Origin of the sequence: Gordonia sp. McavH-238-E (assembly GCF_022348225.1) — a bacterium.
In the GTDB taxonomy this organism is placed as follows: Bacteria; Actinomycetota; Actinomycetes; order Mycobacteriales; family Mycobacteriaceae; genus Gordonia; species Gordonia terrae.
On the sequence record NZ_JAKRFE010000009.1, the window covers coordinates 107892 to 119866 of the forward strand.

The window sequence follows — 11975 nt, forward strand, 5'->3', positions numbered from 1 at the left end:
GCTCCGCCGCGCCGGCGCGGCTCGAGGGTCCGTCAGACGATCGGGCCGCGAGCCGCTTCGTAGGAGGCGCCGACGCGGTACAGCCGGTCGTCGGCGAGGGCGGGGGCCATGATCTGCAACCCGACCGGCATCCCGTCGTCGGCCGACAGCCCCGACGGCACCGACATCGACCCGATGCCGGCGAGATTCACCGGCAGCGTGCACAGGTCGAACAGGTACATCGCGAGCGGATCGTCGACCTTCTCCCCGATCGGGAACGCCGTGGTCGGGGTGGTCGGCGAGATCAGCACGTCGACCTTCTCGAAGGCGGTGGCGAAGTCGCGCGAGATCAGGGTGCGGACCTTCTGCGCCTGCCCGTAGTAGGCGTCGTAGTAGCCCGACGACAACGCGTAGGTGCCGATCATGATGCGGCGCTTGACCTCTGGCCCGAAGCCCTGTTCGCGGGACAGCGCCATGACCTCGTCGGCCGAATGCGAGCCGTCGTCGCCGACGCGCAATCCGTAGCGCATCGCGTCGAAGCGCGCCAGGTTCGACGACACCTCCGACGGGAGGATCAGGTAGTAGGCGCCGAGCGCGTAGGTGAAGTGCGGGCAGCTGACCTCGACCACCTCGGCGCCGCGCTCCTCGAGGAGCTTGACCGCCTGGTGGAACGAGTCGAGCACGCCCGACTGGTAGCCCTCGCCCTGCAGTTCGGTGACCACACCGATCCGGACGCCCGTCAGATCCCGCTCGGCGCCCTCGCGGGCAGCCGAGACCACGTCGGGCACCGGCACGTCGATCGAGGTGGAGTCACGCGGATCGTGCCCGGCGATGATCTCGTGCAGCATCGCGGTGTCCAGGACGGTGCGGCCACACGGGCCGCCCTGGTCCAGGGAGGAGGCGCATGCCACGAGTCCGTACCGCGAGACCGTGCCGTAGGTGGGTTTGACCCCGACGGTCGCGGTGACGGCGGCCGGCTGGCGGATCGAACCACCGGTGTCGGTGCCGATCGCCAGGGGCGCCTCGTACGACGCGAGCGCCGCTGCGCTGCCGCCGCCCGAGCCACCCGGGATCTTGGTGGGGTCCCACGGGTTCCGGGTCAGCTGATACGCCGAGTTCTCGGTCGAGCTGCCCATGGCGAACTCGTCCATGTTGGTCTTGCCCAGGATCGGGATACCCGCGGCACGCAGGCGTTCGGTGACCGTGGCGTCGTATGGCGGCACCCAGCCCTCGAGAATCCTGGAGCCGCACGTCGTGGGGGCGTCGACCGTGGTGAAGACGTCCTTGAGTGCGATGGGCACGCCCGCGAGAGCCGACGGGGTCTCGCCGGCGGCGATTGCGTCGTCGGCAGCCTTGGCGGCAACCAGCGCTTCGGCCCCGCTCACGTGCAGGAACGCGCCGAGTTGGTCGTCGATCTCGGCGATCCGATCGAGGTGAGCCTGGGTGACCTCCACCGAGCTGACCTCGCGCGCACCGATCTTGGTGGCGAGTTCGGCGGCGGACAGTCCGGTCAGATCACCCGCGGGACGCGGCGCTGCGGCGCTGGAATCGGGACTCACTGCTCTTCTCCCAGGATCTGCGGGACTGCGAACCGGTCCTGTTCGACCGCGGGCGCACCGGACAGCGCGGCGTCGGTCGTCAGGCCGGGAACGACGACGTCGGGACGCAGCACGTTCGCGAGCTCGGCCGGGTGGGCCGTGCCCGGCACATCGTCGGCAGCCACCTCCGACACCGACGCGACGTGGGTCAGGATCGAGTCCAGCTGCTCGGCGTAGACATCGAGTTCGTCCTCGCTCAGTGCCAGTCGCGACAGTCGCGCCAGATGCGCGACCTCGTCCCGCGATATGGACTTCGGTTCGCCAGCCACTGCAGCGTCCTTCCTCACATCACTGTTCGTGTCGTCCTCTGTGCCGCCCTCATCGCGTCGTGGACACGGTTCGCGCAACGTCTCCAGACTATGGGAACCCGCGACACGGACTCACCCCAGCCACCCGTTGGGCCGCGGGCGCTGCGCGCACCACGCGCGTGGGTGCGAGAATGTCGCACGTGTCCTACCTGTTGCGGGTCTATCTCGAAGACCGGCCGGGCAGCCTCGGCGTGCTCGCCGTGCAGCTCGGCTCGGTCGGTGCAGACATCCTGTCCCTCGAGGTCGTCGAGCGCGGCAACGGCTACGCGGTGGACGATCTCGTCGTCGAGGTGGCCCCCGGCGCCCTGCCCGACAGCCTGATCACCGCGGCCGAGAAGGTCAACGGTGTCCGCGTCGACTCGATCCGGCCCTACTCCGGGGTCCTGGACACCCATCGCGAACTCGAACTGGTCGACCAGGTGGCCACCGCCGGTCGTGACCGGCTGCAGGTCCTCGTGGACAACGCACCCCGGGTGCTACGCGTCTCGTGGGCGATGGTCATCACCCCAGCGAGTGGCGGCGTGTTGCAGCTCTTCGGCTCGTCCGGGGCTCCGGAGACACCGTTGACCAGGGCCGACTGGCTTCCTCTCGAGAGGGCCACCGAGCTGGACGCCGACGGCGACTGGGTACCGGGTGCGTGGCAGGACATGGACACCCGCCTCGCCGCGGCGCCGCTGGGCTCGGAGTCGAAGGCGATTCTCCTCGGACGTATCGGCGGACCGGACTTCCGGCCGTCCGAGGTCGCGCGGCTCGGTTACCTCGCGGGGATCGTCAGCACCGTGTTGCGCACCGAGAGCTGAGAGCCGGCCACATCGGGCCGTCCCGCGGGCACCATGGACTGATGACGTCCATCACTCTGGTTCAGGGCGACATCACGACGCAGTCGGTCGACGCGATCGTCAACGCCGCCAATTCCACGTTGCTCGGCGGTGGTGGGGTCGACGGCGCGATCCACCGGCGCGGCGGCCCGGCGATTCTCGCCGAGTGTCGGGAGCTCCGCGCGGGTCCCTACCGCCGCGGTCTGCCGGTCGGCGAGGCGGTGGCCACCACCGCGGGCGACATGGATGCGCGCTGGGTCATCCACACCGTCGGTCCGGTTCACTCCTACGACGAGGACCGCTCCGACCTCCTCGTCTCCTGCTACCGCGAATCAGTACGTGTCGCAACCGAACTGGGCGCCACCACGATCGCCTTCCCGGCGATCTCGACCGGCGTGTACGGCTGGCCGATGGACGACGGGGCACGCAGGGCGGTCGAGACGGTGCGCGCCGCGGTGCCGGACACGTCGATCGAAGAGGTCCGGTTCGTCCTGTTCGATCAGCGCGCCTACCGCGCGTTCGAGTCCGCGTTGGGCTGAACGATCACTCCGCTTCGCCGGTCTCCAACAGCCGCTTGAAGGCGTCCTCGTCGAGCACCGGCACGCCGAGCTGTTCGGCCTTGTCGGCCTTGGTACCCGGCGAGTCCCCCACCACCACGTAGTCGGTCTTCTTCGACACCGAACCCGACGCCTTGCCACCGCGCTGCAGGATCGCCTCCTTGGCCCCGTCACGGGAGAAGTCCACCAGCGAGCCGGTCACCACGATCGTCTTGCCCTCCAGCGTTCGGACGATCGACTCATCCCGTTCGTCCTCCATGGAAACGCCTGCAGCCCGCCACTTCTCGACGATGTCCCGGTGCCAGTCGACGGTGAACCAGTCATGGATGGACTGGGCCAGGGTCATCCCCAGCCCTTCGACCGCGGCGAGTCGCTCGATGTCGGCGGCCTCGATCGCCTCGAGCGAACCGAACTCGGTGGCCAGGGCGCGGGCGGCGGTGGGCCCGACGTGGCGGATGGACAGCCCGACCAGCACGCGCCACAGCGCCACGTCCTTGGCCTTGTCGAGGTTCGCCAGCAGTCTCTTGCCGTTGGCCGACAGCGCACCCGCCTTGGTGGTGAACAGGTCGGTGCGGACCAGATCGTCGGCGGTCAGCGAGAACAGGTCGCCCTCGTTGGTGAGGACCCCCGCCGACAGCAGGGCCGACGCAGCCTCGTAGCCGAGCGCCTCGATGTCGAAGGAACCGCGGCCGGCGAGATGAAAGAGCCGCTCGCGCAACTGAGCCGGGCAACTCTCCTGATTCGGGCAGCGAAGGTCGGCGTCGCTCTCCTTCTCCGGCCGCAGCGGTGTGCCGCATGCCGGGCATTTCTCCGGCATCTCGAACTCGACTTCGCTGCCGTCACGGAGGTCGACGACGGGTCCGAGGACCTCGGGAATCACGTCGCCCGCCTTGCGGATGGTCACGGTGTCGCCGATCAGCACGCCCTTGCGCTTGACCTCCGATCCGTTGTGCAAGGTCGCACGGGACACCGTCGAACCGGCGACGAGGACCGGCTCGAGGACCGCGAAGGGGGTGACGCGGCCGGTCCGTCCGACGTTGACCTGGATGTCGGAGAGCTTGGTGGTGGCTTCCTCGGGCGGGTACTTGTAGGCAATGGCCCACCGCGGCGCACGCGATGTGGACCCGAGGCGTCGTTGCACGGTGACGTCGTCGGCTTTGACCACGATGCCGTCGATCTCGTGCTCGACGTCGTGACGGTGTTCGCCCCAGTAGGTGATCTTGTCGATGATCTCGTCGGCACCGGACACCTTGGTGGTGTGCGTCGACACCGGTAGACCCCAGGCGCCGAGCGCCAGGTAGGCATCGTGCAGGGACTCCGGCCGCCAGCCCTCGGTATGCCCGATGCCGTGGCAGATCATCCGCAGCCTGCGGCGAGCGGTGATCTGCGGGTTCTTCTGGCGCAGCGAGCCGGCGGCCGAGTTGCGCGGGTTCGCGAAGGGCGCCTTGCCCTCCGCCACGAGGGAGGCGTTCAGCGCCTCGAAGTCCTCCACCCGGAAGAAGACCTCGCCGCGCACCTCGAGGACCTCGGGAATCGGGTACTCCGCGGACTCGGCCAGGCGCATCGGGATGTCGTCGATCGTGCGTGCGTTCAGCGACACGTCCTCACCGGTGCGGCCGTCGCCGCGGGTGACGCCCCGCTCCAGGACCCCGTTCCGGTACACCAGCGCGAGGGCAACCCCGTCGATCTTGAGTTCGCAGAGGAAGTCCACCCGGGTGCCGGCGTCGGCGACCACGCGGTCGACCCAGGTGCGCATCTCGTCGTGGTCGAAGACGTTGTCCAGCGACATCATTCGCTCGAGATGGTCCGCCGGGGAGAATGCCGTGGAGAATCCACCACCGACGAGCTTGGTGGGTGAGTCCGCGATCGCGAGTTCCGGATGCGCTTCCTCGAGTGCCTGCAGACGCCGAAGGAGGAGATCGAACTCGCCGTCGGTGATGACCGGCGCGTCCTTCACGTAGTAGCGGAACTGGTGCTCGCGGATCTCCTCGGCGAGAGCTGTCCACTCCTCGCGAAGGTCTCCCTCCGGCCCCGACTGCTCGGTGACCGGCTGACCCGACTCCGTTGTATCTGCCACGCTCCGAGGGTATCGGAGCAGTCGGACAGACCCAGCTCGTCAACCGATGTCTCGTTCGCGCGGTACTGCTTCCCTCCCGCTGATGAGATCCGATCAGCGGGACGGAGACGGGACCGCGGGAGTTTCCGCGCCGACGATCACAACGGACCGAGCTTGGCCACCGACCGTTTGGGTGCGATCTGGCGGTAGCTGGTGTCGAGCAGTTCGCCGACCTCGTCCCAGTCGGTGTCGTCGTCGAGGATCAGACCCACCCAGCCTGCGGGGCCGAGATAGGCGGGTAGGAAGAACCGCGGATCGTCCAGCAGGGCGGGCCGTTCGGAGTCGTCGGCGAGGACCAGGATCGACTGGTCGTGGCGAACCTTGCTGCCTTTCACGCCACCGCCGTAATTGCCGAACATCTTGCCGCAGCGGAAGGTCGGCCGACCATGCGCGACGACCTCGGTGGCGTCGGGTAGCGCGAGCGCGATCTCGCGGATCCGGCCCAGATACGGGTCCGCGTCGTCGAACATGATCGGGTGCGGCATACCGACGAGGATAGGTCTGGCGCGTCGAACCCGCAGTGTTTTCTACAGCGCCGAGGGATCGCCGGCCAACAGCTGACCGGCTTCGGCGGTGATCGCGAGCGCCGACTTGGCCCAGCTTGCCGAGGCACCGGCGAGACCACAGGTCGGCGCCACGATGACATTGTCCGCCAACACTTTCCGGTTCAGTCCGATGCGGTCGGTCAGCGCGGCGAGTTCGGTGGCCACGCGTTCGGCCGCCAGCGGGCGGTCGGGCGCGGTCGAGGGCACGCGTCCGGCGACGAGCACGCCGCCGCGATCGACGAGGGCGCCGATGCCGTCGAGATCGGTCGCCGACGGCTTGGTGACATCGATCGAATACGCGACGCCGGGGAGGTGCTCGAGCAGGTCCCATCGTGGTCGGCCGCAATCGTGCAGGATCACCGGCGCACCGACGTGGTCGACGAGTTCGGTGAGTGCTCGGGCCACCTCGACGACCGGTATCGCCCGGATGGGGTCGAAGCGCGTCAGCGGCTTGACGGTGCCGTCGATGACCTGGCCGATCATCGGCTCGTCGAGCTGGACCACCACGCGCGCACCGAGCCGGCGTTCCACCTCGGCGACATGCTCACGCACACCCTCGGCCGTCGACTCGACGATGTCGCGGACCGCACCATGGTCCTTGAGGACTCGCTGCCCATTGGCCAGCTCGACCGACGCCGACGTGGTGAACGGACCGGCGACCTGCACCTTGAACGGGCGACCGGTGCCGACGAATCCCGCGGTCTCCCAGAGCTCCTCGACGACGTCGAGGTCCTCGGCGAGGAGATCTGCCGCCCGCCGGGCCAACCGGGAATGGCGTTGGGCGAGGCGGTATCCCCACGTCGCGGTGTCCATCGGCAGGTCGACGAGAATGGCTGCCATCCGGCCGATCAGATCCGAGCCGATGCCACGTCCGGGGAGTTCGACGAGGTGCGTGAAGTCGAGCTCACCGTTGACCACCTCGGCGGCGGCACGCGCGTCGGTTCCGGGCATCGAACCCACGCCGGTGCCCACGCCGGTGGGCAGCCCCGATCCGGTCACGGAGACGGTACGACAGTCGGTTGTGACGAGGTGGTGGCGATGCGCCCGCACCCGACGACCTGGTCGCCGCGTCGGGCATCGGGCAGATACAGCACCGCGGCCTGACCGCGGGCGACGCCGGTGAGCGGCTCCTGCAGCGCGATCTCGATTCCGGGCTCGCCGTCGACCATGGTCGCGGTCGCCCGCACGGGCGCGAGTCCGCCGTGGGCCCGGACCTGCACCATGGCGTCGAAGGGTTCGTCGGGGGTGACCCCCGACGTCCAGACCGCGCGGGTGGCGGTGATCCCCCAGACCTGGAGATCGGCGGCCGTCCCGACCGTCACCGTCCCGGAGTCCGGATCGATCTCGGTGACATAGCGCGGCTTCCCGTCGGCGGCCGGTGCCTCGACCCCGAGGCCCTTGCGCTGACCGATGGTGAAGCCGTGGACACCGTCGTGCTCGGCGAGACGCTCACCCGACGACGCGTCGACAATCGCTCCCGGCCGGACGCCGATGCGGGCACCGAGGAACGCGCGGGTGTCACCGCTGGGGATGAAGCAGATGTCGTGGGAATCCGGCTTGTCCGCGACGGCCAGACCGCGCCGGGCCGCCTCGGCCCGGATCTCGGACTTCGGAGTGTCGCCGATCGGGAACATCGCCCGCGACAACTGGTCACGCGTCAGGACGGCGAGCACATAGGACTGGTCCTTGTCGGCATCGACCGCGCGCCGCAACTCCCCGTCGACGAGCTGGGCGTAGTGGCCCGTGGCCAGCGCGTCGAAACCCAGGGCGACCGCCTTGTCGGCGAGGGCGGCGAACTTGATCTTCTCGTTGCACGTCAGGCAGGGGTTCGGCGTGCGTCCGGCCGCGTAGGCCTCGACGAATTCGTCGATGACGTCGTCTTTGAACCGATCGGCGAAATCCCAGACGTAGAACGGGATTCCGAGGACGTCGGCCGCCCGGCGGGCGTCGGAGGCATCCTCCCGCGAGCAGCAACCGCGCGAGCCCGTGCGCAACGCACCCGGCGCCGTGGACAGTGCCAGGTGAACTCCGACCACCTCGTGGCCGGCCTCGACCGCTCGTGCCGCGGCGACCGCCGAGTCGACGCCGCCACTCATCGCCGCCAGTACTCGCATCAGGAGATCCTTCCGCCGGGGACGGACACCAGACCCGCGGCCCGCGCCCGGTCGACGACCTCGTCGATGACCGCGGCGACCGCATCGATGTCGGCGTCGGTGGTGGTGTGGCCGAGGGAGAAACGCAACGACGATCGGGCATCGGCCATGTCGAGCCCCATCGCCAGCAGCACATGGCTGGCCTGAGCGACGCCGGCGGTACAGGCCGATCCGGTCGAGCACTCGACACCCTTGGCGTCGAGGAGCATCAGCAGCGAGTCACCCTCGCACCCGGCGAACGACACGTGCACGTTGCCGGGAAGACGACCGGCGCCATCGGCACCGTTGAGCACCGCCCCGTCGACGCCGAGCAGTACGTCGGTCAACCGGTTCCGCAGCGCTCGGACATGCGCGGTGGTCGCATCCAGGTTCTCGACGCACCACGAGAGAGCGGCAGCCATGCCGGACACGCCGGCGACGTCCTGGGTTCCCGACCGCACGTCACGTTCGTGCCCGCCACCGTGCAGCAGCGGAACGCATCCGACGTCGCGACCGAGGAGCAGGGCACCGACGCCCTGCGGGCCGCCGAACTTGTGGGCGGTCAGGCTGAGTGCGGACAGGCCGCTCGCGGCGAAATCGACCGGCAGGTGGCCGACCGCCTGGATCGCGTCGGAGTGCACCGGGACCCCGAACTCGGACCCCAGCGCGGCGATCTCGGTGATCGGCTGGATCGTGCCGACCTCGTTGTTGGCCCACATGATCGAGATGAGGGCGGTCTCGTCGGCGTGCGCCTCGAGCTCGGCGCGCAGGTCGGCCGGCGAGATCACACCGTCGGCGTCGACGGGCAGCAGCACGAGTTCGGCGTCGCCCTCGTCGGCGAGCCATTGCGCGGGGTCGAGAACCGCGTGGTGTTCGACGGCGGAGGTGATGATCCGGCGACGGCGCGGGTCGGCGTTCCGGCGGGACCAGAAGATCCCCTTGATCGCCAGATTGTCGGACTCGGTCCCGCCCCCGGTGAACACGACCTCGGATGGCCGGGCGCCGACGGCCGCGGCAATGGCCTCGCGCGCCTCCTCCAGCCGGCGTCGCGCGGTGCGGCCGGACCCGTGCAATGACGAGGCGTTACCCGGCTGGGCGAAGACGGCGGTCATCGCCTCGACGGCTTCGGGCAGCATCTGCGTCGAAGCGGCGTGGTCGAGGTAGACAGGCGCCTTCACGGGCGGTCGGCTTGGCACGGGCATCGCTAGCAAGGATAAACGCGCGTCGGTCGCCGACAAATTCCACGATCGGGTCGCCGATCGGCGACCCGACCCCTCACCGACCCGACTCCTGCCGCTTGTCAGCGAGCGCGGGCGCCGAAATCGCGCGTATCGACGGATCGACCCGTCGTCCTCAGACCCGCTCGAGGTAGAAGTACAGGTGACGACCGTCGATGACGCCGCCCTTGCCGTTCATGATCCCCATCACCGTGGTGTCGTCGACGCGCTTGAAGTGATCGATGACCGGCTGGCCGTCGTAAACCATCGACGCGGTGATCTCGCCGCGGAACTCGATCGCCCACAGGCTCGCCTCGCCCTTGCCCAGCTTCGTGTTGGAGTAGAGGTCGCCGTTCTCGTCACGGCACACCAGCGGCTGTACGTCGCTGCGCGAGGTGAAGGTCTTGCCGAACCAGTTGGCCTTGGCGAGCATGCCGTTGATGGCGTGCCCGGTCGTGAACTCCCCGCCCTTCCAGGCGCCGAGCATCTCCTCGGGTCGCAGCGTCGACAGTCCGGCCCAGACGGTGTCGAGATCGGCGTCGTCAACCCGGCCGTCGACATCTCGGAGTTCGAAGAACCTGGTGCGCGCGGCTTCTCGGGTTTGGGTGGACGTCATCGTCGCCTCCTGGAGGTACGCGGTTGATCGTCCGCAGAGCTACGGACGGCTGCCCGAGAAACCTATATGAGAGAACGGATGATGTCACTTTCGGTGACCGCGCGCGGACCTGCCACGACGCGCTCGCACCGACCTGCCAGTTCGCGGCGATCCCGGCCCGGCTCCTCGGGCGGGTGGATGACCATCGTGACGGCGAGGCCGCGTGCCCGCAGAACTCGCCGCAGGGTGTCGGCCGGGGTGTCCGCGCCGATGAAGCTCGGTGCCGTCGCCGTCGTTCCGTCGGTGCCAACGAAGCGGAGTTTCACCGGCACCACCGGCACGTTCGCATCGATCGCGGCCTGGAAGAAGGCGGGGCGGAACGCGCCGCCGGACCGACCGCAATAGGTGGTGCCCTCGGGGAACACGATCACCGACGAATCGCGATGCAGCCGCCCGGCGACCTCGCCGACCGTCCCCGGCAGCCCGCGAAGCGTGCCGCGGTCGACGGCGATGACGCCGAACCTGCGCGCGAGAGACGACACCACCGGCATCCCGACGACATCGGATTTGGCGACCACGTGCGCGGGGCTGACCAGTGCGAGGGCGAGGACATCGAGGAACGAGATGTGGTTGGCGACCACCAGACCCGGACGCGCCGGATCGGATCGTCGGTCCTCGACGTCCACGGAAATGCCCAGAGCGGCGAGCAACGCACTCGACGCAGGGGCGCGGAGGGCGCGCGGCGGTCGTCGCCGCAGGCGCGCCACCGACCCGGCCGCCAGGACGGCCCAGAGGATCCACACCACGACCGCGGCGAGACGGCACAGGCGCCACGCGACGATCGTCGCGTCGGAGATCGCGTCGATCCGCCGCGCCGCCGTCACGCCGATGCAGCCTTCGCCGCAGGTGCTGATCGGGAACCACGGGTGGGCGAGCCCACCGGTCGAGCGGACCGTGGAGCACTGGGCGTGACCGCGACGCGGACCAGCCGTGCGCGGAGCGACCGGATCGACCAGCAGCGCGGTCATCGCGCCGCGCCCCCGGGCGCCGGCACCGCGTCCGTACCGGGCGATCCGAGCCGTCTGGCACTCGATCGCAGCCGGTCGAGGTAGCGCTTGTTCGCACCCTCTCGGTCGAGCAGGGTCAGGAAGTCCGCGACGTCGAAGACGTCGTCGACAGCCGGCTCGCCACAGATCCGGGCACCGAGTCGGAGATACCCGCGCATCAGCGGCGGCATCGCGACCGTGTCCGCGGGCACGATGTCGTCGAGCAGGCGGCCGCCGATGCGGGCCGCCGCCAGTGGGTGTGCCCGCCGCCGGAGGTCCTGGTGGTCGTCCCGCAGTCGATCTCGGAGGGCGCGCAACGACGATCCCGGGTGCCACTCCCCCGGACTGTGCAGCGGCACCGACACGCACCCCATCAGGTAACGCAGACCGGCGTCGTCCATGTACTGGAGCAGCGCCGCCCACATGAGCGCGGTCACCGAGCCGTCGCGGTACGCGGAGTGAACACAGGCTCGGCCCAATTCGACCGTGGCGGAGACGATGTCGTTCATCTCGCGGAGATCGAACTCGGTGGCCGAGTACCAGCCGCCGGCGGCGATGGCCCGGGCCGGCGCGAGGAGACGTGCGCAGCCGACGACACCGTCGTCGTCGTGGCGGACGATGAGGTGTTCGCAGAAGGCGTCGAACCGGTCGGCATCGCGTCCGGTGACCGCGTCACCGATGCGGTTGGAGAAGCCGGGCTCGTCGGCGAAAACGCGGTACCGCAACTCCTGCGCGGCGACGATGTCGGCGGGATCGTCGGACACGATGACGCGGATGGGTCCCGTGGTGAGCAGGGTCGTCGGTACGGCCCGCGTGAACCGTGCGCGCGAGACGTGGCTGGTGCGGACTGGCGACTGCATGGCGTTCATGACTCGAATGAAAGCCAGACCGGGCGTCGGCGGGACCACCGCAGTGTGTCGTGTCGGTGCGGGTTCGATGAACTCGGGCCGCCATCGGGTGAACATGCTTCGCGACGGTCACCTGCGGGTGAACGACCCCCGAACGCACGGTGACCCCCGACACGGAGTCGGGGGTCACCGGGTTGTGGAGCTGATCAGCGCACG

The 11975-nt window shown here is 69.4% G+C and carries 12 protein-coding genes; 2 read left to right on the forward strand and 10 right to left on the reverse strand.

All coding sequences use genetic code 11. The features are described 5' to 3' along the window. Nucleotides 1-32 precede the first annotated feature (32 nt). Together gatA and gatC are read right to left on the reverse strand one after the other, a co-directional pair. Nucleotides 33-1538 carry an Asp-tRNA(Asn)/Glu-tRNA(Gln) amidotransferase subunit GatA gene (gatA, locus tag MHN80_RS15370; RefSeq protein WP_239402535.1) on the reverse strand — a complete coding sequence of 502 codons (1506 nt, stop codon included), beginning with the start codon at nt 1536-1538 and terminating at the stop codon, nt 33-35. Further along, nucleotides 1535-1846 carry an Asp-tRNA(Asn)/Glu-tRNA(Gln) amidotransferase subunit GatC gene (gene gatC, locus MHN80_RS15375; RefSeq protein ID WP_010841341.1) on the reverse strand — a complete coding sequence of 104 codons (312 nt, stop codon included), beginning with the start codon at nt 1844-1846 and terminating at the stop codon, nt 1535-1537. Before gatC ends, gatA begins: the two co-directional genes overlap by 4 nt. A gap of 170 nt (nt 1847-2016) precedes the next feature. Between gatC and MHN80_RS15380 the strand changes: the two genes are divergently transcribed. Next, nucleotides 2017-2685, forward strand: a complete 669-nt coding sequence (locus MHN80_RS15380; protein WP_064570646.1) for a hypothetical protein — start codon at nt 2017-2019, stop codon at nt 2683-2685. Between the two features lie 41 nt (nt 2686-2726). Continuing rightward, nucleotides 2727-3242, forward strand: coding sequence for an O-acetyl-ADP-ribose deacetylase (locus MHN80_RS15385; RefSeq protein WP_033203976.1), 516 nt, complete (start codon nt 2727-2729; stop codon nt 3240-3242). Nucleotides 3243-3246: 4 nt separating this feature from the next. On the opposite strand, the gene ligA is transcribed toward MHN80_RS15385, so the two are convergent. The 8 genes from ligA to MHN80_RS15425 all read right to left on the reverse strand — a co-directional run bounded on the left by ligA (nt 3247) and on the right by MHN80_RS15425 (nt 11876). Further along, a complete protein-coding gene (gene ligA, locus MHN80_RS15390; protein ID WP_064570647.1) occupies nt 3247-5337 on the reverse strand; it encodes an NAD-dependent DNA ligase LigA in 2091 nt (696 codons plus the stop codon). A 137-nt stretch (nt 5338-5474) separates the two neighbouring features. Continuing rightward, nucleotides 5475-5861, reverse strand: a complete 387-nt coding sequence (locus MHN80_RS15395) for an MmcQ/YjbR family DNA-binding protein (protein ID WP_004019286.1) — start codon at nt 5859-5861, stop codon at nt 5475-5477. Between the two features lie 42 nt (nt 5862-5903). After that, nucleotides 5904-6920 carry a vitamin-B12 independent methionine synthase gene (locus tag MHN80_RS15400; protein ID WP_239402536.1) on the reverse strand — a complete coding sequence of 339 codons (1017 nt, stop codon included), beginning with the start codon at nt 6918-6920 and terminating at the stop codon, nt 5904-5906. Further along, nucleotides 6917-8035: a tRNA 2-thiouridine(34) synthase MnmA gene (mnmA, locus tag MHN80_RS15405; RefSeq protein ID WP_004019284.1), complete on the reverse strand. Its 1119-nt coding sequence runs from the start codon at nt 8033-8035 to the stop codon at nt 6917-6919. The genes MHN80_RS15400 and mnmA overlap by 4 nt, the downstream gene beginning before the upstream one ends. After that, nucleotides 8035-9255: a cysteine desulfurase family protein gene (locus MHN80_RS15410; RefSeq protein ID WP_239402537.1), complete on the reverse strand. Its 1221-nt coding sequence runs from the start codon at nt 9253-9255 to the stop codon at nt 8035-8037. Before MHN80_RS15410 ends, mnmA begins: the two co-directional genes overlap by 1 nt. 151 nt (nt 9256-9406) lie before the next feature. Next, a complete protein-coding gene (locus tag MHN80_RS15415; RefSeq protein WP_004019282.1) occupies nt 9407-9886 on the reverse strand; it encodes a DUF4334 domain-containing protein in 480 nt (159 codons plus the stop codon). A 62-nt stretch (nt 9887-9948) separates the two neighbouring features. Next, nucleotides 9949-10893 carry a 1-acyl-sn-glycerol-3-phosphate acyltransferase gene (locus tag MHN80_RS15420; protein ID WP_101819322.1) on the reverse strand — a complete coding sequence of 315 codons (945 nt, stop codon included), beginning with the start codon at nt 10891-10893 and terminating at the stop codon, nt 9949-9951. Beyond that, the gene (locus MHN80_RS15425; RefSeq protein WP_004019280.1) at nt 10890-11876 is read right to left on the reverse strand and encodes a GNAT family N-acetyltransferase; all 987 of its coding nucleotides are present in this window, start codon (nt 11874-11876) and stop codon (nt 10890-10892) included. Before MHN80_RS15425 ends, MHN80_RS15420 begins: the two co-directional genes overlap by 4 nt. Nucleotides 11877-11975 lie beyond the last annotated feature (99 nt).

What these genes read in the sequence shown, in the direction of transcription:
- MHN80_RS15420 (WP_101819322.1), bottom strand. Translation starts at nt 10,893, where the DNA reads ATGACCGCGCTGCTGGTCGATCCGGTCGCTCCGCGCACGGCTGGTCCG.
- MHN80_RS15415 (WP_004019282.1), bottom strand. Translation starts at nt 9,886, where the DNA reads ATGACGTCCACCCAAACCCGAGAAGCCGCGCGCACCAGGTTCTTCGAA.
- MHN80_RS15380 (WP_064570646.1), top strand. Translation starts at nt 2,017, where the DNA reads ATGTCGCACGTGTCCTACCTGTTGCGGGTCTATCTCGAAGACCGGCCG.
- mnmA (WP_004019284.1), bottom strand. Translation starts at nt 8,035, where the DNA reads ATGCGAGTACTGGCGGCGATGAGTGGCGGCGTCGACTCGGCGGTCGCC.
- MHN80_RS15425 (WP_004019280.1), bottom strand. Translation starts at nt 11,876, where the DNA reads ATGTTCACCCGATGGCGGCCCGAGTTCATCGAACCCGCACCGACACGA.
- MHN80_RS15395 (WP_004019286.1), bottom strand. Translation starts at nt 5,861, where the DNA reads ATGCCGCACCCGATCATGTTCGACGACGCGGACCCGTATCTGGGCCGG.
- MHN80_RS15385 (WP_033203976.1), top strand. Translation starts at nt 2,727, where the DNA reads ATGACGTCCATCACTCTGGTTCAGGGCGACATCACGACGCAGTCGGTC.
- MHN80_RS15410 (WP_239402537.1), bottom strand. Translation starts at nt 9,255, where the DNA reads ATGCCCGTGCCAAGCCGACCGCCCGTGAAGGCGCCTGTCTACCTCGAC.